The sequence below is a fragment of the Streptomyces cathayae genome (assembly GCF_029760955.1).
Classification (GTDB): Bacteria; Actinomycetota; Actinomycetes; order Streptomycetales; family Streptomycetaceae; genus Streptomyces; species Streptomyces cathayae.
In genome coordinates this window covers 1,179,649-1,201,263 of the sequence record NZ_CP121682.1, presented here as the reverse complement: position 1 = coordinate 1,201,263, position 21,615 = coordinate 1,179,649, and the positions used below count along the sequence as shown (strand labels likewise).

Annotated in this window: 18 protein-coding genes; 5 read left to right on the top strand and 13 right to left on the bottom strand. The window is 71.7% G+C overall.

Annotated elements, in window-relative coordinates; all coding sequences use genetic code 11:
• The first annotated feature begins 190 nt into the window (after positions 1-190).
• Positions 191-976 (top strand): HAD family hydrolase, encoded by a 786-nt coding sequence (locus tag PYS65_RS05455; RefSeq protein ID WP_279332641.1) that lies wholly within the window; start codon positions 191-193, stop codon positions 974-976.
• Positions 977-1,028: 52 nt separating this feature from the next.
• Here PYS65_RS05455 and PYS65_RS05450 read toward each other — a convergent pair whose 3' ends face one another.
• Complete coding sequence (locus PYS65_RS05450) at positions 1,029-2,480, bottom strand: PucR family transcriptional regulator (protein WP_279332639.1); 1,452 nt, start codon at positions 2,478-2,480, stop codon at positions 1,029-1,031.
• 102 nt (positions 2,481-2,582) lie between these two features.
• Here PYS65_RS05450 and PYS65_RS05445 point away from each other — a divergent pair, with 102 nt between their 5' ends.
• From PYS65_RS05445 to PYS65_RS05435, 3 genes are all read left to right on the top strand, one after another.
• Entirely contained in the window at positions 2,583-4,127 is a 1,545-nt protein-coding gene (locus tag PYS65_RS05445; RefSeq protein WP_279332637.1) for a purine-cytosine permease family protein, read from the top strand.
• Between the two features lie 190 nt (positions 4,128-4,317).
• The gene (locus PYS65_RS05440; protein ID WP_279332636.1) at positions 4,318-5,826 is read left to right on the top strand and encodes an AlkA N-terminal domain-containing protein; all 1,509 of its coding nucleotides are present in this window, start codon (positions 4,318-4,320) and stop codon (positions 5,824-5,826) included.
• Between the two features lie 53 nt (positions 5,827-5,879).
• Complete coding sequence (locus PYS65_RS05435) at positions 5,880-6,362, top strand: methylated-DNA--[protein]-cysteine S-methyltransferase (protein ID WP_279332635.1); 483 nt, start codon at positions 5,880-5,882, stop codon at positions 6,360-6,362.
• 13 nt (positions 6,363-6,375) lie between these two features.
• On the opposite strand, the gene PYS65_RS05430 is transcribed toward PYS65_RS05435, so the two are convergent.
• The 3 genes from PYS65_RS05430 to PYS65_RS05420 form a co-directional block, all read right to left on the bottom strand.
• Positions 6,376-7,101, bottom strand: a complete 726-nt coding sequence (locus tag PYS65_RS05430) for an SIR2 family NAD-dependent protein deacylase (RefSeq protein WP_279332634.1) — start codon at positions 7,099-7,101, stop codon at positions 6,376-6,378.
• 73 nt (positions 7,102-7,174) lie between these two features.
• Positions 7,175-7,678: an NUDIX hydrolase gene (locus PYS65_RS05425; RefSeq protein ID WP_279332633.1), complete on the bottom strand. Its 504-nt coding sequence runs from the start codon at positions 7,676-7,678 to the stop codon at positions 7,175-7,177.
• Between the two features lie 193 nt (positions 7,679-7,871).
• A complete protein-coding gene (locus PYS65_RS05420; protein ID WP_279332632.1) occupies positions 7,872-8,945 on the bottom strand; it encodes an ADP-ribosylglycohydrolase family protein in 1,074 nt (357 codons plus the stop codon).
• 198 nt (positions 8,946-9,143) lie between these two features.
• Here PYS65_RS05420 and PYS65_RS05415 point away from each other — a divergent pair, with 198 nt between their 5' ends.
• Positions 9,144-10,325 carry a glycerate kinase gene (locus tag PYS65_RS05415; protein WP_387035596.1) on the top strand — a complete coding sequence of 394 codons (1,182 nt, stop codon included), beginning with the start codon at positions 9,144-9,146 and terminating at the stop codon, positions 10,323-10,325.
• Positions 10,326-10,395: 70 nt separating this feature from the next.
• On the opposite strand, the gene pssA is transcribed toward PYS65_RS05415, so the two are convergent.
• The 9 genes from pssA to PYS65_RS05370 all read right to left on the bottom strand — a co-directional run bounded on the left by pssA (position 10,396) and on the right by PYS65_RS05370 (position 21,443).
• A complete protein-coding gene (pssA, locus tag PYS65_RS05410) occupies positions 10,396-11,211 on the bottom strand; it encodes a CDP-diacylglycerol--serine O-phosphatidyltransferase (protein ID WP_279337862.1) in 816 nt (271 codons plus the stop codon).
• 22 nt (positions 11,212-11,233) lie between these two features.
• The gene (locus tag PYS65_RS05405) at positions 11,234-11,890 is read right to left on the bottom strand and encodes a phosphatidylserine decarboxylase (RefSeq protein WP_279332630.1); all 657 of its coding nucleotides are present in this window, start codon (positions 11,888-11,890) and stop codon (positions 11,234-11,236) included.
• A gap of 170 nt (positions 11,891-12,060) precedes the next feature.
• Positions 12,061-13,302 (bottom strand): acyl-CoA dehydrogenase family protein, encoded by a 1,242-nt coding sequence (locus tag PYS65_RS05400; protein ID WP_279332629.1) that lies wholly within the window; start codon positions 13,300-13,302, stop codon positions 12,061-12,063.
• 3 nt (positions 13,303-13,305) lie between these two features.
• Positions 13,306-13,818 (bottom strand): MaoC family dehydratase, encoded by a 513-nt coding sequence (locus PYS65_RS05395; protein ID WP_279332628.1) that lies wholly within the window; start codon positions 13,816-13,818, stop codon positions 13,306-13,308.
• 5 nt (positions 13,819-13,823) lie between these two features.
• Complete coding sequence (locus tag PYS65_RS05390) at positions 13,824-14,786, bottom strand: HpcH/HpaI aldolase/citrate lyase family protein (RefSeq protein WP_279332627.1); 963 nt, start codon at positions 14,784-14,786, stop codon at positions 13,824-13,826.
• On the bottom strand, positions 14,783-16,834 hold the full coding sequence (locus PYS65_RS05385; protein ID WP_279332626.1) for a methylmalonyl-CoA mutase family protein: 2,052 nt from the start codon (positions 16,832-16,834) through the stop codon (positions 14,783-14,785). Before PYS65_RS05385 ends, PYS65_RS05390 begins: the two co-directional genes overlap by 4 nt.
• Positions 16,835-16,844: 10 nt before the next feature.
• The gene (gene ccrA, locus PYS65_RS05380) at positions 16,845-18,188 is read right to left on the bottom strand and encodes a crotonyl-CoA carboxylase/reductase (protein ID WP_279332625.1); all 1,344 of its coding nucleotides are present in this window, start codon (positions 18,186-18,188) and stop codon (positions 16,845-16,847) included.
• Positions 18,189-18,649: 461 nt separating this feature from the next.
• Positions 18,650-19,462 (bottom strand): TetR family transcriptional regulator, encoded by an 813-nt coding sequence (locus tag PYS65_RS05375; RefSeq protein ID WP_279337861.1) that lies wholly within the window; start codon positions 19,460-19,462, stop codon positions 18,650-18,652.
• A 166-nt stretch (positions 19,463-19,628) separates the two neighbouring features.
• Positions 19,629-21,443, bottom strand: a complete 1,815-nt coding sequence (locus PYS65_RS05370) for a 3-hydroxyacyl-CoA dehydrogenase family protein (protein ID WP_279332624.1) — start codon at positions 21,441-21,443, stop codon at positions 19,629-19,631.
• Positions 21,444-21,615: the final 172 nt, after the last annotated feature.

The following is a 21,615-nucleotide window of genomic DNA, read 5'->3' as shown; positions in this document are numbered from 1 at the left end:
ACCCTCCGGAGCGGAAATAACGTAACGGTCGTGATGTTTCCGTTTATTGCCGAACGTCAGGAATGCGCGCAATTCCGTATTCCGGTTGCTCCCTGACGTGCGCCGATCTGTGGCGCACCCGGCACGAGACACCGTCAGACCCGGATCGCGGTCACGCCGCGTGTGACCGCCCGCCCCTCAGGAGGCCGCTGTGACCACTCCGGTACACCCTCTGCTCGACTGGTCCCCCGAAGCAGTCGTCTTCGACTGCGACGGCACGCTGATGGACAGCGAACGCCACTGGCAGGAAGCCCGCCGCCTGGCCTTCCGGAACTTCGGGCTCCAGGCCCCGCCGGGGTTCGCGGAGCAGGCCAAGGGCGTGCACTACGCCGACTGCGGGCGGCTGATGGCGGAGTCGGTGCGCAAGCCCGAGCTGACGGCCGACCTGACCGCGTCGCTCCTCGCGAACTTCCTGTCCCTCGTCGCCGACGACCCGGTGACGATGCCGGGAGCCGTCGAACTGGTCCGGTTGCTCTCCAGCCGGCTGCCCCTGGCGGTGGCCAGCAACTGCCCGCTGGAGGTGGTCGAGGAGAGCCTCGCCCGGGCCGGACTGCGGGAGCGCTTCCGGCACGTCGTCGTTCCGTCCGGGGCGCCGCGGGAGGCGGACGGCCCGGGCGGGGCGCCCGCGGCGGAGGCGGTGCGGCCCAAGCCGTGGCCCGACGTCTACGCCGAGGCGGTCCGGCTGTGCGGGGTCCGCCCCGAGCGGGCGCTGGCGGTCGAGGACTCCCTGACCGGTGTGGAGTCGGCCCGCCGGGCCGGACTGCGGGTGCTCGGCGTCGGCCCCCGGCCGGACGACGGGGACGAGGGCGGGGCCGACCTGTGGGTGCCCTCCCTGGACGACCCCGAGCTCCTGACGTGGGCCCGGACCCGGGTGACCGGGCCGGCCCCGGACAGTGGAAGCAGCGGAAGCAGTGGAAGGGGCCAGGGCCCGTCGTGAGGGCACCGTCCGGCCCGCGACACCCGGCGGGGCCCTCCGGCGGCGGCGGGCGTCAGTCGGTGAGGCCCAGGGCGCCCGCCGCCTGGATGGCGAGCCACACCTCCGTGAGCGCGCCGGTGGAGGACAGGTCGCGGCCGGAGAGGACGCCGAAGCGGCGCAGGCGGTAGGCGAGCGTGTTCGGGTGGATGTGCAGCGCCGCCGCGGCGGTCTCGGTGCGGCGGTCGCGCTCCATCCAGGTGCGGACGGAGACCAGCAGCTGGGAGTCGTGGGCCGCGTCGTAGCGCAGCACCTCGCCGAGCACGTGGTCGACCAGCGCGTTCAGCACCGCGGGATCCTCGGGCAGCCAGCGGCCCGTCGCGTCGGCGCCGTACCGGACCAGCGGGCGGCCCGACTCGACCGCCTTCGCCACCGCCCACAGGGCCTCGCGCTGGGCGACCTTCAGGGCCGCGCCGGGACGGAAGGGGCGGCTCATCCCGGCCGCCACGGCCGGCAGCCCGCCGACGGCGTCGGCCAGCTCCGGGGCACCGAGCACATAGCGGTCGCCGCCGCGGGTGAGCAGCAGGTGGGGGTGGTCCTCGAGGCAGTGCAGCAGCGCCTCGTCGGGGGTGTGCCGGACGACGAACAGGGCAGCGTCGCCCTCGATGGAGTGCCGGGCGAGCCGGCGGCGGGCGGCCGCCGGGTCGAGCACCTCCTGGAGCAGCTCCGCCAGGGTCTCGGCGCCCTCGCGGCGCAGTGTCTCGCGCTCGTTGCGCACCATCGCCACCTGCAGCGCCGCCACCGTGGCGATGTGCTGGACGACCGCCAGACCGGCGGGCTGGGCGCCCTGCCGCTCGTACGCCACCAGGAAGCCCGCCGGGCCGCCGGGCGCCGGCACGGGCAGGACGAAGCCGCCGGGGACGGTCGGCGGGGCGTCCACCGAGGAGGGCAGGACGCCCGGGTCGGGGGTGGGCACCCCGGGCAGCAGCGGGCGGCCCTGCGGGGTGCAGAGGTACACGTCGTACCCGGACAGGCGCTCGAGGCGGCGCAGGAGCGACGGCGTGTCGAGGTCCTCGGCGACCAGCCAGCGCAGTGAGCCGAAGACCTGGAGCTGTGCGCCCAGCCGGTGCCGCGCGTCGTCCTGCACGGCGGCGGCGACCTCCTGGGACACCGCGATGAACGGAACGGCGAGCGGCACCTCCAGCACCGGGAAGTCCCGCTCCTCGGCCGTCCGGAAGAACACGTCGTGCAGCGGGGGTGTGTGCAGCTGTGCCGACAGGGCCAGCGCGGAGACCCCGGCGTCGTCCAGCAGCTCCAGGAAACGGCGCTGCCCGGCGGCGCTCCGGGGGATCGCGAGCCCCGTCGTCATGATGACCTCGGCCCCCAGCAGCCAGGGCGTCGGGTCGTCCAACTCGCATACGTGCGCCCACGATACGGAGCGACCGAGGCCGTTGCGGCCCGCCTTCACCGACAGCTGGAGGGCGGGAAAGGAGAGCAGATCCTCGACGGTGAGTTTGTCGGTGGCCACATATATGAGGCTATCTCTCTGTGATTGCCACCATTGTCGCAGGTCAGCAAGGGGCTCAGACTGTGGAGCCGTCCCCCGGTACGAACGGCAGGTGAAGAGCCCATGGCGACCTCGGTCACCGAAATCGAGACTCATGGTGTCGAGCAGATTCCGGACGAGGACCGTACGGCCCGTCCGCTCGACCTGTTCCGGCTCGCCTTCGGCGGCGCCAACACCTTCGCGACGTGTGTGCTGGGTTCCTTCCCCATCCTGTTCGGCCTTTCCTTCTGGCAGGGGCTCGCGGCGACCGTGCTCGGCCTGGTCGCGGGCGCCCTGCTGCTCGCGCCGATGGCGCTCTTCGGACCCGCCAACGGCACCAGCAACTCCGTCTCCTCCTCCGCCCACCTGGGAGTGCACGGGAGAGTCGTCGGCTCCTTCCTCGCGCTGCTCACCGCGGTCGCCTTCTTCTCGATCTCGGTGTGGTCCTCCGGCGACGCCCTGGTCGGCGGCGCGCACCGGATGCTGGGGGTGCCCGAGTCGACACTGACGTACGCCGCGGCGTACGCGGTCTTCGCCGGCCTGGTGCTCGTGGTCTGCATCTACGGCTTCCGCTTCATGCTGCTGGTCAACAAGATCGCCGTGGTGGCGGCCTCGGCCCTGTTCGTGCTGGGCGCCTTCGCCTTCGCCGGCGACTTCGACCCCGGCTACGCGGGCGCCTTCGCCTCGACCGCCGACCCGCTGTTCTGGCCGTCCTTCATCGGCTCCGCGCTGATCGTGCTCTCCAACCCGGTCTCCTTCGGCGCGTTCCTCGGCGACTGGTCCCGCTACATCCCGGCCGCGACGCCCCGCCGACGGGTGATGGGCGCCGCCTTCCTGGCCCAGATCGCCACCCTGCTGCCGTTCGTCTTCGGTCTGGCCACCGCGTCGGTCATCGCCACCCAGGCCGGGAAGTACTTCGACCCGGCCGCGCCCAACTACGTCGGCGGCCTGCTCGCGATCGCGCCCGGCTGGTACTTCCTGCCGCTCTGCCTCATCGCGCTGATCGGCGGCCTGTCCACCGGCACGACCGCGCTGTACGGCACCGGACTGGACTTCTGCAGCGTCTTCACCCGCTTCAGCCGCGTCCAGGCGACGGTCCTCATCGGCGTCCTGTCCATCGGGTTCATCTTCGTCGGCCGGTTCTGGCTGAACCTCACGCAGTCGATCTCCACCTTCGCCACCCTGATCATCACCTGCACCGCGCCGTGGATGATCGTGATGGCCCTCGGCTACGTCACCCGCCGGGGCTGGTACGACCCGGAGGCGCTCCAGGTCTTCAACCAGCGCCGCACGGGCGGGCGCTACTGGTTCAGCCACGGCTGGAACTGGCGCGGCCTGGCCACCTGGCTGGTCTCCGCCGGGGTGGCCCTGCTCTTCACCAACCTGCCCGGCCAGTTCGTCGGACCGCTCGGCAACCTGGCCGACGGCATGGACATCTCGCTGCCGGTCGGCCTGGTCCTCGCGGCGGTGCTCTACCTGGCCCTCCTCGCCCTGTTCCCCGAGCCGCGCGGGGTGTACGGACCGGCGGGACCGCGCCTCGTGAAGGCCTCCGACACCGAGGTCCTGCCGATCAGCGGCGACCCGCAGGAGACGCCGGAGGCACCGGCGGAGCCGGCACCGGTCGGCTGACCCGTCCGACGGCCATGGAAGGTCCGGCGGTGGGCCCGGAAGACGGGGGCGACCTCCGCGAGGTCGTCCCCGTCCTGGTGGGTCCTGGTGGACGCATCCGGCACCGCCTCGGACGGCATAGGCGAGACCGACCGAGGTTCATGACGGATTCCTGCGAGACCCCGCCCGCTCCGTCCCCGATGCTGGACCCATGCAGAAGGGGATGCACACCGACACCGAACGCTGCGTGCGGGCCGTCCGGTCCAAGGACGCGCGGTTCGACGGCTGGTTCTTCACCGCCGTCCTGACCACCGGCATCTACTGCCGGCCCAGCTGTCCGGCGGTACCGCCCAAGCCCGAGAACATGGTCTTCCAGCCGAGCGCGGCGGCCTGCCAGCAGGCGGGGTTCCGGGCCTGCAAGCGGTGCCGCCCCGACACCAGCCCCGGATCCCCGGAGTGGAACCAGCGCGCCGACGCAGTGGCCCGCGCCATGCGGCTGATCGCCGACGGGACCGTGGACCGGGAGGGCGTGCCCGGCCTCGCCGCCCGGCTCGGCTACAGCACCCGGCAGGTGGAACGCCAACTGCTCGCCGAACTGGGCGCCGGCCCCCTCGCCCTCGCCCGGGCCCAGCGCGCCCAGACCGCGCGGCTGCTCATCGAGACGACGGCCCTGCCGATGACGGAGATCGCCTTCGCCGCCGGGTTCTCCTCCGTCCGCTCCTTCAACGACACGGTGCGCGAGGTCTTCGCCCTCGCCCCGAGCGACCTGCGTGCCCGTGCGCCGCGGCGCACTCCCGGCACCCCCACGAGCGCCCCCGGCGGCACTCCCGGCGCGCTGTCCCTGCGCCTGCCGTTCCGCGCCCCGCTCAACCCCGACAACCTCTTCGGCCACCTCGCCGCGACCGCCGTACCCGGCGTGGAGGAGTGGCGGGACGGCGCCTACCGGCGCACGCTGCGGCTGCCGTACGGGCACGGCGTCGTGGCCCTGGCCCCGCGGCCCGACCACATCGCCTGCCGCCTCACCCTCACCGACCCGCGCGACCTCACCGTCGCCATCAGCCGCTGCCGCCGGCTGCTCGACCTGGACGCCGACCCGGTGGCCGTCGACGACCGGCTGCGCACCGACCCGGTGCTCGCCCCGCTGGTCGACAAGGCGCCCGGCCGCCGGGTCCCGCGTACGGTCGACGAGGCGGAGTTCGCCCTCCGGGCCGTGCTCGGCCAGCAGGTCTCCACGGCCGCCGCCCGCACCCACGCGGCCCGGCTGGTCGTCGCGCACGGCGAACCGGTGGACGACCCGGACCCCGAAGGCGGCCTCACCCACCTCTTCCCGTCTCCCGAGGCGCTCGCCGACCTGGACCCCGAGACCCTGGCCATGCCCCGCACCCGCCGGACCACCTTCACCACCCTGGTCCGCCGGCTCGCCGACGGCGACCTCCGGCTGGGCGTCGGGAGCGACTGGCCCGAGACCCGCGAGAAACTCCTCGCCCTGCCCGGCTTCGGCCCCTGGACGGCCGACGTCATCGCCCTGCGCGCCCTGGGCGACCCCGACGCCTTCCTCCCCACCGACCTCGGCATCCGCCGCGCCGCCCGCGAACTCGGCCTGCCGTCCACCCCGGCCGCGCTCACCGCACGCGCGGCGGCCTGGCGGCCCTGGCGGGCGTACGCGGTCCAGTACCTGTGGGCGACGGACGACCACCCGATCAACTTCCTGCCGGCCTGAGGAAACCCTGAAGAAACTCCGAGGAAACCCTGAGCAACAGAGAGTCACCGCCGATGAAACAGCACACTGTGATCGACAGCCCCTACGGCCCCCTGACGCTCGTCGCCGAGGACGGCGTCCTGTGCGGCCTCTACATGACCGACCAGCGCCACCGCCCCCGGGAGGAGACCTTCGGAGACCGAGACGACACCGTCTGCCCCGCGGCGAAGGAACAGCTGAAGGCCTACTTCGCGGGCGAGTCGAAGGAGTTCACCCTCGAACTGCGCCTGCACGGCACCCCGTTCCAGCGCCGCGTCTGGGAGCAGCTGACACGCATCCCGTACGGCGAGACCCGTTCCTACGGACAGCTCGCCGATGCCCTCGGCAACCCCCAGGCCTCCCGCGCGGTCGGCCTCGCCAACGGCCGCAACCCGATCGGCATCATCGTCCCCTGTCACCGCGTCATCGGTGCGAGCGGAGGCCTCACCGGCTACGGCGGAGGCCTGGCGCGCAAGCAGCGTCTGCTGGACTTCGAGCGGGGGACGGCCCTGTTCTGAGCGGCGATCCGGGCTAGGCCGCGATCCGGCCGAGCAGCGCGGGCAGGGCCGTGCCGATCGGCTCCCGGATGATCTCGTCGGCGCGGTCGTCGTAGGGCGTCGGCTCGGCGTTGACGATGACGAGCCGGGCGCCGTGGTCGGCGGCGACGCCCGCGAGGCCGGCGGCGGGATGGACCTGGAGGCTGGTGCCGACGGCGATGAAGACGGTGCAGGCCTTGCTGATCGCGAGTGCGTCGCCGAGCACCACGGGGTCGAGCCGCTCGCCGAACATCACCGTCGCCGACTTGAGGATCCCGCCGCACACCAGGCACGGCGGGTCCTCCTCGCCGGCCTCGACCCGGGCGAGCGCGTCCTCCATGGGGCTTCGGGCATGGCAGTGAGTGCACACCACACCGCGTACCGTGCCGTGCAGCTCGAGCACCTTGCGGGCCGGCATGCCGGCGAGCTGGTGCAGCCCGTCCACGTTCTGCGTGATCACCCGCACCGGCACCCCGGACCGCTCCAGCTCGGCCACGGCCCGGTGCGCGGCGTTCGGCTCGGCCGCGAGCGCGCGGTTCTTGCGCCGCATCTGCCAGGACCGGCGGCGGATGTCCGGGTCGCCCATGTAGTACGCGTACGTCACGAGCTTCTCGGCCTCCGGATCCCGCCGCCACAGCCCGTTCGGGCCTCGGTAGTCGGGGATCCCGGAGTCGGTGCTGACGCCGGCACCGCTGAGAAGGGCGACGAGGGGCTTGCTCATGCAGCCGAGGGTAGGGGCCGCCGTCCGTCACGGCGAGCGGATATCGGCGGGCGGGGCGACGGGCGGGCACAGGTCAGTTCATCCGGTGCCCGTTCTCCAGCTCCGCCGTGCCCGAGCCGTCGGCGAGGACGTCCAGGGCGGCCGACACTCGGCGCCCCAGGGCACCCTGGAGATACTCGGCCAGTTCCTCGCGCGGCACGAGCCGCCAGGAGAGCAGCTCCTCCTCCTGCAACCGGATCGCCGCGAGGTCGTCCGCGTCGAGCACCCCGCCGTCGTACAGGTACGCCGCCATCGGGGGCTGTCCGGGCCACTGCACCCAGTCCACCGCGAGCAGCCGCCCGAGCGGCCGGTCGAGCCCGATCTCCTCGGCCGTCTCGCGCCGCGCGCCCTGCCGGGGGGTCTCCCCGTCGTCCGACTCGATCGTGCCGCCGGGCAGTGTCCACCCCTCCCGGTAGTTCGGCTCGACGAGCAGCACCCGGCCCTCACCGTCCCGGAAGAGGGCGGCCGCGCCGGCGAAGATCCGGGGGAGCGAGGCGAGGTAGGCGGCGAAGTCCTGAGCGTCCTGCGTGGTGGTCATACCGGCAGGGTAATGGCGCCGGGGGACGCCACCGTGGCGACGGAGCGGCCCGACCCGGGCGCACGGCAGCACACCCCGGTCCCGGCACCGGCACCGGACGGCGCACGCGCCGGGGCGCACGAGCCGCACGAGCCGCATGGGACACGGGAGCCGCCGGCCGCACCGCCCGTGTCCCGCTCTTTCGGAGCCGGGATCAGGCCGCCGTCCGGGCCAGCCGCAGGGTGCGCTCCGCCAGCTCGCTGATGCGCGCCCCGTCGAAGCCGAGGACCGCGCTGCGCACCGTGTCCCGGAGCGGGTCCTTCCACTGCTCCGGGACGGCCGGCGCACCGCACCGGACGCCGGCCACCGAGCCCGCCGTCGCCCCGTTGGAGTCGGTGTCCAGGCCGCCGCGGACGGTCAGGGCGATGGTGCGGGTGAAGTCGCCGTCGCCGTACAGCAGGCCGGCGGTGAGGACGGCGGCGTTCGGGACGGTGTGGATCCAGCCGAGGCCCGCCGTCTCCTCCTCGACGGTGGCGAGCGTCTCCTCCCAGGCCAGCCCGGTGTCGTGCAGGGCGCACACCCTGCGCACGGTGCGGGCCAGGCGGCAGCCCGCCGGGATCACCGCCAGCGCCTCGTCCACGGCGCGGCGCACCGTGGGCGCCGTGAACGCCGCCGAGATCAGCGCCGCCGCCCACATCGCGCCGTAGACCCCGTTGCCGGTGTGCGACAGCACCGCGTCCCGGCGGGCCAGCGAGGCCGCGCGGCGCGGCGCGCCGGGGGACGTCCAGCCGTGGATGTCGGCGCGGATCAGGGCGCCGATCCACTCCTGGTACGGGTTGTCGTAGGTGGCCGTCAGCGGCGGCCTGCGGCCGTTCGCGAGGTTCCGGTACGCCGCGCGTTCCGCGGTGAACGTCTGCAGGTACGGCAGCCGCGACAGCCACAGGTCGCCCACCTGCTCGGTGCTGAAGCCGAAGCCGTGGGTCTCCAGCAGGTGCAGGCCGAGGATCGCGTAGTCGACGTCGTCGTCCCGGCAGCTGCCGTGGACGCGGCCGCGGACGCAGGACCGCCACTCGGGGCGCAGGTCACGGCGGTCGCCCTCGGTGAGCGGCCCGGGCAGGTAGTCGTCGAGGGGGAGGGCCGCCGCCCGGCGCAGGTAGCGGTCGATGCGCTCACGGGTCCACACCTCGCCCTGCTCGACCGGCTTGCCCAGCATGTTGCCCGCGATCCGGCCCAGCCAGCCCCCGAGGACGCGGTCGGCGAGCTCCGGTTCCGTCTCCACAGCGGTCATGGGTCCGGTGTACCCGATTCCGGCCCCGACTGCGCTTCCCGGCTGGGCTTCCCGGCTGGGCTTCCCGACCGTGCCCTCCCGGCCGGGTGTCCGCCGGTCCGGGGGGCGACGCCGCGGGTGCCCGCCGGTTAGGGTCGCAGGGGCGCGCGACCGGCCCCGACCCGTGTACGGGATTCGGAGAGCAAGGGGATTGCGAAAGTGGCGGACGCTGCAGTGAGCGGTACTCGATCGGCACAGCCGGCACAGCCAGCGCGGCGGGTGCTCGTCGCCGCGGACAAGTTCAAGGGGTCGCTGACGGCCGTGCAGGTCGCCGAGCGGGTGACGGCCGGGCTGCGCCGGGTGGTGCCCGGCCTCGAGGTCGAGGCGCTGCCCGTGGCCGACGGCGGTGACGGCACGGTGGCGGCGGCGATCGCGGCCGGCTTCGACCGGCGGGAGGTACGGGTCACCGGCCCCGTCGGCGACGAGGTGACGGCGGTGTTCGCGCTGCGCGGCGACACCGCCGTGGTGGAGATGGCGGAGGCCAGCGGGCTCCAGCGGCTTCCGGACGGCGTGCTCGCACCGCTGACGGCGTCCACGTACGGGTCCGGCGAGCTGCTGCGGGCCGCGCTGGACGCGGGCGCGCGCACCCTGGTGTTCGGGGTCGGCGGCAGCGCCACCACGGACGGCGGTGCCGGCATGCTGGCCGCGCTGGGCGCCCGCTTCCTGAAGGCCGGCGGTGAGCCGGTGGCGCCGGGCGGCGGCGGCCTCGCCGAGCTGGCCTCGGCCGATCTGTCGGGCCTGGACCCGCGTCTGGGCCGGGTCGGGTTCGTGCTCGCCAGCGACGTCGACAACCCGCTGACCGGGCCGAAGGGCGCCCCGGCGGTCTACGGGCCGCAGAAGGGTGCCTCGCCGCAGGACGTGGAGCGGCTGGACGCGGCGCTCGGGCACTTCGTGCGGGTGCTGGAGGAGTCGGCCGGGGTGAAGACCGCCGCGGAACTCGCCGGTTCGGCGGGCGCGGGCGCGGCCGGCGGCATCGGGTTCGGCGCGCTGCTCCTCGGGGCCGGGTTCCGGCCCGGTATCGAGGTGATGCTGGACGTCCTCGGTTTCGCGCCCGCGCTGGAGCGGGCCGACCTGGTGATCACCGGTGAGGGCTCGCTGGACGAGCAGACCCTGCACGGCAAGGCCCCGGCGGGGGTCGCCGCCGCGGCACGCGCCGCCGGCAAGGAGGTCGTCGCGGTGTGCGGGCGGCTCACCCTGCCGCCGGAGGTGCTGGGGCGGGCGGGGATCCGACGGGCGTACGCGCTGACGGATCTCGAGCCGGACGTGGCGACGTGCATCGCGCAGGCGGGGCCGATCCTGGAACGGACCGCGGAGCGGATCGCCCGGGACTTCCTGAGCTGAGGCCGCCCGGCCGCGCCGAAAAGCGAAGGGCCCCGAACCGGGGAACGGTTCGGGGCCCTTCGCGGTGCCGTCACGACTGCGCGGCCCGCGCCTCGCGGCGGTTGCCACGGAAGTTGTTCACCCGGCGGGCCGTGGCGAACAACGGGATCACCGCGCCCATCACCACCTGCAGCGCGCACCCCGTCTGCAGCAGCAGCTGGCCGCTGGGGGCGTCGAAGGCCCAGGCCGTCAGCATCCCCATGCTCAGCACGATCCAGGCCAGCATCGCCACCGCGAGGGGGCCCCGCGGCTTCGGGTACTCGACCCGGCTCACCATCAGCCAGGCGGTGCCCAGGATCGCCAGTACCGTCGCCACGAACGGCAGCTCCAGCAGCACGATCGAGACGACGGTCAGCGCGCCGAACGGCGACGGCATGCCCTGGAAGGTGCCGTCCTTGACCGTGACGCAGGAGAACCTCGCCAGCCTCAGCACCACCGCCAGCAGCACCACGATCGCGCCGACCGCGGCCACTCTCTGGTGCGCGTCGTCCGCGACCATGCCGTACACCAGGACGAAGTACGCCGGTGCCAGACCGAAGCTGATCAGGTCCGAGAGGTTGTCCAGTTCCGCGCCCATCGGGGAGGAGCGCAGCTTCCGGGCCACCAGACCGTCGAACAGGTCGAAGACGGCCGCGCACAGCATCAGGATCACGGCGGTGGCCGCGCTGTGGCGGGCCATGCCGGACTCCTGGCTGCCCGTGAGGTGCGGGATCAGGATGCCGGTGGTGGTGAAGTACACGGCCATGAAGCCGCAGGTGGCGTTGCCGAGGGTGAGGGTGTCCGCTATCGACAGGCGGAGCGAGAGAGGCATCTCCTCCTCGTCGTCCTCCTCGTCGACGTCGGGCACCCAGCCGGCCTGTGTCTCAGGATCAATCACGGTCAATTCGAGTCACCCCTGCCACGGTCTTCTGCCCCACCTCGACGTCGATCTCGACGCCCTCGGGCAGGTAGAGATCCACCCGGGAGCCGAACCGGATGAGGCCGATCCGCTCGCCCTGCTCGACCTTGGTGCCCTCAGGGAGGTAGGGGACGATACGGCGGGCCACCGCGCCGGCGATCTGGATCATCTCGATGTCACCGAGCTCGGTGTCGAAGTGCCAGACCACGCGCTCGTTGTTCTCGCTCTCCTTGTTGAAGGCGGGAACGAAGCCACCGGGAACGTGCTCGACCGACGTCACCGTGCCGGCCAGCGGCGCCCGGTTGACGTGGACGTTGAGCGGGCTCATGAAGATCGCGACACGGGTCCGGCCGTCCTTCCACGGCATGATGCTCTGCACCACACCGTCGGCGGGCGAGATGACCCGGCCCCGGGCGATCTCGCGCTCGGGGTCGCGGAAGAACCACAGCATCCCCGCCGCGAGAGCGGTGGCGGGAACGGCTACGGCCTTGGCGGCACCCGAGCGGCGGGCACGGACCAGGCTGACGGCTGCGGTGGCGACGGTCGGCAGAAGCCACGGCGACGCTCCGCGCGCGAGGCGTACACCGGCGAGGCTGTCGCGAGATGCAGAGGTTTTGCTGTGGGGCATGGATGACCTTCGTAGCGGATAGTGCCGCGCACTGACGGGGGACGGCGGCTTTCCGGCGATCGTAGCGGCTCCGGGTGACAACTGGGTAAGCCAGGCAGTCGAGTCGAAGGCCGGGGGGTGCTGACGGGGCGTGATCCACTATTCCGAGAAAACGCCCCGTATCCGGACATTCAGCCCTGGAACCGGTACTCTTCGAGCAGTCTGCGACCGATGATCATCTTCTGGATCTCGGCGGTGCCCTCTCCGATCAGCAGCATCGGGGCCTCCCGGTAGAGGCGCTCGATCTCGTACTCCTTGGAGAAGCCGTACCCGCCGTGGATCCGGAAGGCGTCCTCGACGACCTCCTTGCAGTACTCGGACGCGAGGTACTTGGCCATCCCCGCTTCCAGGTCGTTTCGTTCGCCGGAGTCCTTTTTGCGTGCGGCGTTCACCATCATCGCATGCGCGGCCTCCACCTTGGTGGCCATCTCCGCGAGCTTGAACTGAATGGCCTGATGGTGGGCGATCTGCTTGCCGAAAGTGTGACGCTGCTGGGCGTACCGGACACCGAGTTCGAAGGCACGCTGGGCGACGCCGCAGCCACGCGCCGCCACATTGACGCGGCCGACCTCCACGCCGTCCATCATTTGGTAAAAACCGCGGCCGGTGACCCCGCCGAGCACCCGGTCCGCCGGAATCCGCAGGCCGTCCATGATGAGCTCGGTGGTGTCGACCCCCTTGTAGCCCATCTTGTCGATCTTGCCGGGGATGGTGAGACCGGGGCGGACCTCGCCGAAGCCGGGCTCCTTCTCCACCAGGAAGGTCGTCATCGACTTGTGGGGCGCCGTTCCCTCGGGGTGTCCTTCGTCACTGCGGACCAGAACGGCCACCAGGGACGACGTACCGCCGTTGGTCAGCCACATCTTCTGGCCGTTCAGGACGTACGCTCCCCCACTCTCGGCTCCGCTCGAGCGGGAGGGGCCCCCATCGTCCTTGACCGCCTTCGAGGTGATCGCCGACACGTCCGAGCCCAGGGCCGGCTCCGACATGGAGAAGGCGCCGCGGATGTCGCCGGCCGCCATGCGGGGCAGGAAGTGGTCCTTCTGCTCCTGCGTGCCGTGCTGCTTGAGCATGTACGCCACGATGAAGTGCGTGTTGATGATGCCGGACACCGACATCCAGCCGCGGGCGATCTCCTCCACGCACAGCGCGTAGGTGAGCAGCGACTCGCCCAGACCCCCGTACTCCTCGGGAATCATCAGGCCGAACAGGCCGAGTTCCTTCAGGCCGTCGACGATCTGCTGCGGGTACTCGTCGCGGTGCTCCAGCTCGGTGGCGACCGGGATGATCTCCTTGTCCACGAAGTCGCGGACGGTGGAGAGGATCTCCTGCTGAACGTCGGTCAGACCGGCGGTCTGGGCGAGACGGGCCATGGCCTACTTCTCCTGCTGCTTGAGTTCCGGGCGGCCCGGCTGCTCGCCGCCGCGCTCCTTGATGTACGTCTCGGTCGGCACCATCACCTTGCGGCGGAAGACGCAGACGAGGGTGCCGTCCTGCTTGTAGCCCTTGGTCTCGACGTGGACGATGCCGCGGTCGTTCTTCGACTTCGACGGCCACTTGTCGAGCACGGTCGTCTCGCCGTAGAGCGTGTCGCCGTGGAAGGTCGGCGCCACGTGCCGGAGCGACTCGATCTCCAGGTTGGCGATCGCCTTGCCGGAGACGTCCGGGACGGACATGCCGAGCAGCAGCGAGTAGATGTAGTTGCCGACCACCACGTTCTTGCCGAAGTCCGTCGTCTTCTCGGCGTAGTTGGCGTCCATGTGGAGCGGGTGGTGGTTCATGGTGAGCAGGCAGAACAGGTGGTCGTCGTACTCGGTGACCGTCTTGCCCGGCCAGTGCTTGTACACCGCGCCGACCTGGAACTCCTCGTAGGTGCGTCCGAACTGCATGGCCGTCACGCCTCCGGGATCTCGAACGTGCTGGTGCGCTGCATGCCGGCCGCGCGTCCCTTGCCGGAGATGACCAGGGCCATCTTGCGGCTGGCCTCGTCGATCATCTCGTCGCCGAGCATCGCGGAGCCCTTCTTGCCGCCCGCCTCGGAGGTGCAGTAGTCGTACGCGTCCAGGATCAGCTCGGCGTGGTCGTAGTCCTCCTGGGAGGGCGAGAAGATCTCGTTCGAGGCCTCGACCTGCCCCGGGTGCAGCACCCACTTGCCGTCGAAGCCGAGGGCGGCGGCGCGCTGCGCGACCTCGCGGTAGCCGTCCACGTTGCGGATCTGCAGGTAGGGGCCGTCGATCGCCTGCAGGTTGTTGGCGCGGGCGGCCATCAGGATCTTCATCAGGATGTAGTGGTAGGCGTCCGCCGGGTAGCCGGGCGGCTGCTCGCCCACGACCAGCGACTTCATGTTGATGGACGCCATGAAGTCGGCCGGGCCGAAGATGATCGTCTCGACGCGCGGGGAGGCCTGCGCGATCTCGTTGACGTTGTTCAGGCCCTGCGCGTTCTCGATCTGCGCCTCGATGCCGATCTTGCCGACCTCGAAGCCCATCGTCTTCTCGATCTGGGTGAGGAGCAGGTCGAGCGCGACGATCTGCTGGGCGTCCTGGACCTTCGGCAGCATGATGCAGTCGAGGTTCTGGCCGGCGCCCTCGACGACCGTCACGACGTCCCGGTACGTCCACTCGGTGGTCCAGTCGTTGACGCGCACGACGCGGGTCTTGCCGGTCCAGTCGCCCTCGTTGAGGAACTTGACGATGGTGTGCCGCGCCTCGGGCTTGGCCAGCGGCGCGCAGGCGTCCTCCAGGTCCAGGAAGACCTGGTCGGCGGGGAGGCCCTGGGCCTTCTCCAGGAAGCGCGGGTTCGAGCCGGGTACGGCCAGGCAGGAGCGCCGGGGGCGGAGCCGGTTGACGGTCGTCATGCGGGGACCTCCAGGGGGTCGAGCTTGTTCGCGTTCCGGATCTCGTCGACGATCCGGCCGATGATGCCGGTGATGTCGAAGTCCTTCGGGGTGAAGACCGCGGCGACTCCCGCGGCCCGCAGTTCTTCGGCGTCACCGTTCGGGATGATGCCACCGGCGATCACCGGTATATCTGTGGCACCGGCCACATGGAGGCGTTCCAGCACGTCCGGGACGAGCTGGGCGTGCGAGCCGGACAGGATGGACAGGCCCACCGCGTGCACGTCCTCGGCGAGGGCGGCGTCCACGATCTGCTCCGGGGTGAGCCGGATGCCCTGGTAGACCACCTCGAACCCGGCGTCGCGGGCCCGCACGGCGATCTGCTCGGCGCCGTTGGAGTGGCCGTCCAGGCCGGGCTTGCCGACCAGGAACCGCAGCTTGCCGACGCCCAGGTCCCTGGCCGTCAGGTCCACCTTGCGGCGCACCTCGGACAGGGCCGAGCCCTCCTCGGCGGCGACCGCGACCGGCGCCGACGAGACGCCGGTCGGCGCGCGGAACTCGCCGAACACCTCGCGCAGGGCCCCGGCCCACTCGCCGGTCGTGGCGCCGGCCCGGGCGCACTCCAGGGTGGCCTCCATGAGGTTCTCGGTGCCGCGCGCGGCCTCCTTCAGCCTCTCCAGCGCCTTGCAGGGGCGCGGGTGGTTGAAAGGCGGCTGGTAGCGGGTGTCGCGCCAGTTCCGCAGCGCGGCGACGACGCGCGCCTCCACCGCCGGGTCGACGGTCTGGATCGCGGTGTCCAGGTCGGCGGTCAGCGGGTTCGGCTCGGTGCCCTCGAAGGCGTTGACGCCGATGATCTTCTCCTGGCCCGACTCGATCCGGGCCCGGCGCTCGGCGTGCGAGGCGACCAGCTGCGACTTCAGGTAGCCGGACTCGACGGCGGCCATCGCGCCGCCCATCTCCTGGATGCGCTCGATCTCCGCGAACGACGACTCGACCAGCTCGTCGACCTTCGCCTCGATCACCTTCGAGCCCTCGAAGATGTCCTCGTACTCCAGCAGGTCGCTCTCGTGCGCCAGCACCTGCTGGATGCGCAGCGACCACTGCTGGTCCCAGGGCCGGGGCAGGCCCAGCGCCTCGTTCCAGGCCGGCAGCTGCACGGCACGCGCGCGGGCGTCCTTGGAGAGGGTGACCGCCAGCATCTCCAGCACGATCCGCTGGACGTTGTTCTCCGGCTGCGCCTCGGTCAGGCCCAGGGAGTTGACCTGGACGCCGTAGCGGAAGCGGCGGTGCTTGGGGTTCTCGATGCCGTACCGCTCACGGGTGATGCGGTCCCAGATCCGGCCGAAGGCGCGCATCTTGCACATCTCCTCGACGAAGCGGACGCCCGCGTTCACGAAGAAGGAGATGCGGCCGACGACGTCGCCCATGCGCTCCTGCGGCACCTGGCCGCTGTCGCGCACCGCGTCCAGCACGGCGATCGCGGTGGACATCGCGTACGCGATCTCCTGCACCGGCGTGGCGCCCGCCTCCTGCAGGTGGTAGCTGCAGATGTTGATCGGGTTCCACTTGGGCATGTGGGAGACCGTGTACGCGATCATGTCCGTCGTCAGACGGAGCGAGGGCCCCGGCGGGAAGACGTGCGTCCCCCGGGACAGGTACTCCTTGACGATGTCGTTCTGGGTCGTGCCCTGGAGCTTGGTGACGTCCGCGCCCTGCTCCTCCGCGACGACCTGGTAGAGCGCCAGCAGCCACATGGCCGTGGCGTTGATCGTCATCGAGGTGTTCATCTGCTCCAGGGGGATGTCCTGGAACAGCCGGCGCATGTCACCGAGGTGCGCGACCGGCACGCCGACCCGGCCGACCTCGCCGCGGGCGAGGACGTGGTCGGAGTCGTACCCGGTCTGGGTCGGCAGGTCGAAGGCGACCGACAGGCCCGTCTGCCCCTTGGCGAGGTTGCGCCGGTACAGCTCGTTGGACGCCTCGGCCGTGGAGTGACCGGCGTACGTGCGCATGAGCCACGGCCGGTCCCGTTCCCTTCGCGCCTGCGGCGCGTTCTGACGCTCTGTCATCCGACGGCCCTCAGATGTTCCGGAAGCGGTTGATGGCGTCGACGTGCCGCGCGCGCATCTCCTCGTCGCGCACGCCCAGCCCCTCCTCGGGGGCCAGGCACAGCACGCCGACCTTGCCCTGGTGCATGTTGCGGTGCACGTCGTACGCGGCCTGGCCGGTGTCCTCGAGGGAGTACACCTTGGAGAGCGTCGGGTGGATCCTGCCCTTGGCGATGAGGCGGTTGGCCTCCCAGGCCTCGCGGTAGTTGGCGAAGTGGGAGCCGATGATCCTCTTCAGGGACATCCACAGGTAGCGGTTGTCGTACTGGTGGTCGTAGCCGGAGGTCGAGGCGCAGGTGACGATGGTGCCGCCCTTGCGCGTGACGTACACCGAGGCGCCGAAGGTCTCGCGGCCCGGGTGCTCGAAGACGATGTCCACGTCCTCGCCGCCGGTGAGTTCGCGGATGCGCTTGCCGAGGCGCTTCCACTCGCGCGGGTTCTGGGTGTGCTCGTCCGACCAGAACCTGTAGTCCTCGGCGCTGCGGTCGATGATCAGTTCGGCGCCCATCCTCCGGCAGATCTCGGCCTTCTGCTCGCTGGAGACGACGCAGATCGGGGTGGCGCCGCCGGCCAGCGCGAACTGGGTGGCGTACGAGCCCAGGCCGCCGCTGGCGCCCCAGATCAGCACGTTGTCGCCCTGCTTCATCTGGGCGCCGTTGCGGGAGACCAGCTGGCGGTAGGCGGTGGAGTTGACCAGGCCCGGGGCGGCGGCCTCCTCCCAGCTGAGGTGGCCCGGCTTGGGCATCAGCTGGTTGGACTTGACCAGGGCGATCTCGGCGAGGCCGCCGAAGTTGGTCTCGAAGCCCCAGATGCGCTGCTCGGGGTCGAGCATCGTGTCGTTGTGCCCGTCGGAGGACTCCAGCTCGACGGAGAGGCAGTGCGCGACGACCTCGTCGCCGGGCCGCCAGGCGTTGACGCCGGGGCCGGTGCGCAGGACGACGCCCGCGAGGTCGGAGCCGATGACGTGGTACGGCAGGTCGTGGCGCCTGGTGAGCTCGCTGACCTTGCCGTAGCGCTCCAGGAAGCCGAACGTCGACATCGGCTCGAAGATCGAGGTCCACACCGAGTTGTAGTTGACCGAGGAGGCCATGACGGCCACCAGGGCTTCGCCCGGGCCGAGTTCGGGCACGGGCACGTCGTCGAGGTGGATCGACTTGCGGGGGTCCTTGTCGCGGGTGGCGAGGCCGGAGAACATCTCCGTCTCGTCCTTGTGCACGGTGATCGCACGGTACGACTCGGGCAGCGGCAGGGCGGCGAAGTCCTCCGACGTGGAGTCGGGCGACTGGATCGCGGCCAGGATGTCCTTGACGGTCACGGTGTTGCCTCCGGCGGTGAGCGGCCCTGATGAGGGAGGGGCGCTGAGGGTTACGTCGGTGCTGCTGAGGGGTGGAGGGGATGCCGTCGGTTCGGCGGGGGTGGTGCTTCGGCAGCGCTTTGTGGCGCGGGAGGTGCCTGTGACGCAGGCATCCGGGCGGGCAGGCCTGGGAGAGGCTTGCTGGGACAGCCGGCGCACGAATGGTCGCTGCGCGCCGGCCGCCCGGACTCCTTCAACGTATGGCACGGCGTGACAGGGCGCAAGGCACTGGGTGCCAGTAATCGGTCTCAGATGAAATCTTTACGTGACAAATGAGCGATGATCGATCGAATGGTGTGCGGAGAGGGCGCCAAAAGGGGCTCTGACATGGCAAAACGGCCACCCCGTGGGGGTGGCCGTCGTCACAGCGGTGAGAGGTGCTCAGTGGGCGCCGGGTGCCCCTCGGCGTTCTCCCGGCTCTTTCAGCGCTCCTTCAGGGCCTGCTCGATGGTCCGCATCACCTCGTCGAGCGGGGCGTCGGTGCGGGCGACCGTCACCAGCACCTCGCCCCGGTCGGACACCGACGCGGCGGGCGGCTTCGGCGGCGCGGCGCGGCGGCCCGCCATGATCCCGCTCCCGAAGGTCCTGCGGACGATCGAGAAGGCGTGGTCGAGCTCCGCCTCCACATCGCCCTGGCCGTCCGCCCTGAGCCAGCGCCGGAGCACATGGTTGTGCGCGGTGACCACGGCGGACGCCGCGACCTCCGCCAGCAGCGGCTCGTCGCCGGTGTCCTCGTCGTTCGCGTGCTCGTCGAAGTGGCCGAGCAGATAACGGGTGAAGAGACGCTCGTAACGGGCCACCGAGGCGATCTCCGCCTCGCGCAGCGTGGGCACCTCGCGCGTCAACCGGTAGCGGGCGACGGAGATCTCCGGCCGCGCCGCGTACATCCGCATGACCTCCTTGATGCCGCGGCACACCGTGTCGAGCGGATGCTCGTGCGCCGGCGCGGCGTTGAGCACCGCCTCGGCGCGCACCAGGGTGTCGTCGTGATCCGGGAAGATCGCCTCTTCCTTGGAGCGGAAGTGCCGGAAGAAGGTGCGGCGGGCGACCCCGGCCGCGGCCGCGATCTCGTCGACGGTGGTGGCCTCGTACCCCTTGGTCGCGAACAGCTCCATCGCGGCGGCCGCCAGTTCCCGGCGCATCTTGAGCCGCTGGGCGGCTGCGCGACTGCCTGCGGAACGCTCCGGCGGCTCGGTCGTGGCTGGTGTACGGGCGGACTTGGCGGGCTGGGACATGCCCCGAACGTACTGCATGGGCGCGGCCCGGCGCGCGGGACCTGCGGCTTCCCCGCCCTCCGGGGGCGGGGAAGCCGTGCGGCCCGTGGGCTGCGCGAACCGGCCGGGGTCCAGCAGCCCGCCCCACTGGGCGGCGCCGCGGAACCAGTCGTCCAGGTGGTGCTGCTCAGCGCTTGACATATTCGCGGAAGCCACGGCCGGTCTTGCGGCCGAGGCAGCCCGCGGCCACCAGGTGCTCCAGCAGCGGCGCCGGGGCGAGCCCCGGGTCGCGGAACTCGCGGTGCAGGACCTTCTCGATCGCGAGCGAGACGTCCAGCCCGACGACGTCCAGCAGCTCGAAGGGGCCCATCGGGTAGCCGCCGCCCAGCTTCATCGCGGCGTCGATGTCGTCGAGGGAGGCGTAGTGCTCCTGCACCATCTTGACCGCGTTGTTGAGATACGGGAACAGCAGCGCGTTGACGATGAACCCGGCCCGGTCGCCGCAGTCCACGGCGTGCTTGCGGATCGTCCGGCAGACCTCGTGCACCGTCGCGTGGACGTCGTCGGCGGTCAGCACCGTGCGGACCACCTCGACCAGCTTCATGGCCGGTGCCGGGTTGAAGAAGTGCATGCCGATCACGTCCTGCGGACGCGAGGTGGCCCGGGCGCAGGCGATCACGGGCAGGGACGAGGTGGTGGTGGCGAGCACCGCGCCCGGCTTGCAGACCTTGTCCAGCGCGGCGAACAGCTGCTGCTTGACCTCCAGTTCCTCGGCGACCGCCTCGACCGCCAGGTCCACGTCGGCGAAGTCGTCATAGGTGCTCGTCGGCCGGATGCGCTCGAGGGCCTGGGCGGCGACCTCGGCGGTCATCCGCCCCTTGTCGACGGAGCGCGCCAGGGACGTGCCGACACGCGCCTTGGCGCCCTGTGCCTTCTCGTCGCTGCGGGCGGCCAGGACCACCTCGTAGCCGGCCTTCGCGAACACCTCGGCGATACCGGAGGCCATGGTGCCCGAGCCCGCCACCCCCACCGAGCGGACCGGCCGGGCCGCGACGGGGGAACCGCCCGCCAGGGGGGTCAGCGCGTCCCGCACGACGACGGCACTGCCCGGCTCCTCGTACGTGTAGAAACCACGCCCGGCCTTACGGCCCGTCAGCCCCGCCTCGCTCAACTGCTTGAGGATCGGGGCCGGCGCGTGCAACCGGTCGTGGGACTCCGCGTACATGGCCTCCAGGACCGTACGCGCGGTGTCCACGCCGATCAGGTCGAGCAGCGCCAGCGGACCCATGGGCAGACCGCAGCCCAGCCGCATCGCCGCGTCGATGTCCTCGCGGGAGGCGTAGTGCGCCTCGTACATCGTGGCGGCCTGGTTGAGGTAGCCGAACAGCAGCCCGTCGGCGACGAATCCGGGCCGGTCGCCCACCGCGACGGGCTCCTTGCCCAGGTCCAGGGCGAGATCGGTGACCGCGGTGACCGCCTCCGGCGCGGTCAGCACCGAGGAGACGACCTCCACCAGCTTCATCGCCGGGGCGGGGTTGAAGAAGTGCAGGCCCAACACGCGCTCGGGGCGAGCCGATTCGGCGGCGAGGCGGGTGACCGACAGGGCGTTGGTGCCGGTCGCCAGAATCGTCTCCGGCCGCACGACGGCGTCGAGTTCACGGAAGATCTGCTGCTTGATCCCGTACGACTCCGGCACCACCTCGATCACCAGATCGGCGTCGGCCGCCGTGGTGAGGTCGGTCGAGGTGGTCACGCGGGCGAGGAGGTCCGTGCGCTGCTGCGCGCTGAGCCGTCCGCGCTCCACGGCGCGGGCGGTCGAGGACTCCAGGGTGGCGACGCACCGTGCGGCCTGGGCCGCACTGATGTCGACGCCGACGACCGTGCGACCGGCCTTGGCCAGGACCTCGGCGATGCCGGTGCCCATGGTGCCGAGGCCGACGACGGCGACGGTCCTGAACGGGGACGCGGGAGCGCCGGACTGGGGGGACAGGGGAGTGGCCATCGAGGGACTCCAGGAATGAGGGTGACGACGGAAACCGCGCCCGGATGCGCCGAGGGCGCACCGGGGTGCGTGCGGAGTGCGGGTGATGCCGGGCTGCGAGCGCACACGCCCGGTGCCGTCGCGGCGGGCGCGTACACGCCCGGAGACGGCGGTCCGACCGGCCCTGTCCCGG

Bases quoted from the DNA above. Each gene is read 5' to 3' on its own strand.
- PYS65_RS05375 (WP_279337861.1), bottom strand. From the start codon at position 19,462: ATGTCCCAGCCCGCCAAGTCCGCCCGTACACCAGCCACGACCGAGCCG.
- PYS65_RS05435 (WP_279332635.1), top strand. From the start codon at position 5,880: ATGAAACAGCACACTGTGATCGACAGCCCCTACGGCCCCCTGACGCTC.
- PYS65_RS05425 (WP_279332633.1), bottom strand. From the start codon at position 7,678: ATGACCACCACGCAGGACGCTCAGGACTTCGCCGCCTACCTCGCCTCG.
- PYS65_RS05385 (WP_279332626.1), bottom strand. From the start codon at position 16,834: ATGACAGAGCGTCAGAACGCGCCGCAGGCGCGAAGGGAACGGGACCGG.
- PYS65_RS05395 (WP_279332628.1), bottom strand. From the start codon at position 13,818: ATGCAGTTCGGACGCACCTACGAGGAGTTCCAGGTCGGCGCGGTGTAC.
- PYS65_RS05440 (WP_279332636.1), top strand. From the start codon at position 4,318: ATGCAGAAGGGGATGCACACCGACACCGAACGCTGCGTGCGGGCCGTC.
- PYS65_RS05405 (WP_279332630.1), bottom strand. From the start codon at position 11,890: ATGCCCCACAGCAAAACCTCTGCATCTCGCGACAGCCTCGCCGGTGTA.
- PYS65_RS05445 (WP_279332637.1), top strand. From the start codon at position 2,583: ATGGCGACCTCGGTCACCGAAATCGAGACTCATGGTGTCGAGCAGATT.
- PYS65_RS05390 (WP_279332627.1), bottom strand. From the start codon at position 14,786: ATGACGACCGTCAACCGGCTCCGCCCCCGGCGCTCCTGCCTGGCCGTA.
- PYS65_RS05400 (WP_279332629.1), bottom strand. From the start codon at position 13,302: ATGGCCCGTCTCGCCCAGACCGCCGGTCTGACCGACGTTCAGCAGGAG.
- PYS65_RS05420 (WP_279332632.1), bottom strand. From the start codon at position 8,945: ATGACCGCTGTGGAGACGGAACCGGAGCTCGCCGACCGCGTCCTCGGG.
- PYS65_RS05370 (WP_279332624.1), bottom strand. From the start codon at position 21,443: ATGGCCACTCCCCTGTCCCCCCAGTCCGGCGCTCCCGCGTCCCCGTTC.
- PYS65_RS05430 (WP_279332634.1), bottom strand. From the start codon at position 7,101: ATGAGCAAGCCCCTCGTCGCCCTTCTCAGCGGTGCCGGCGTCAGCACC.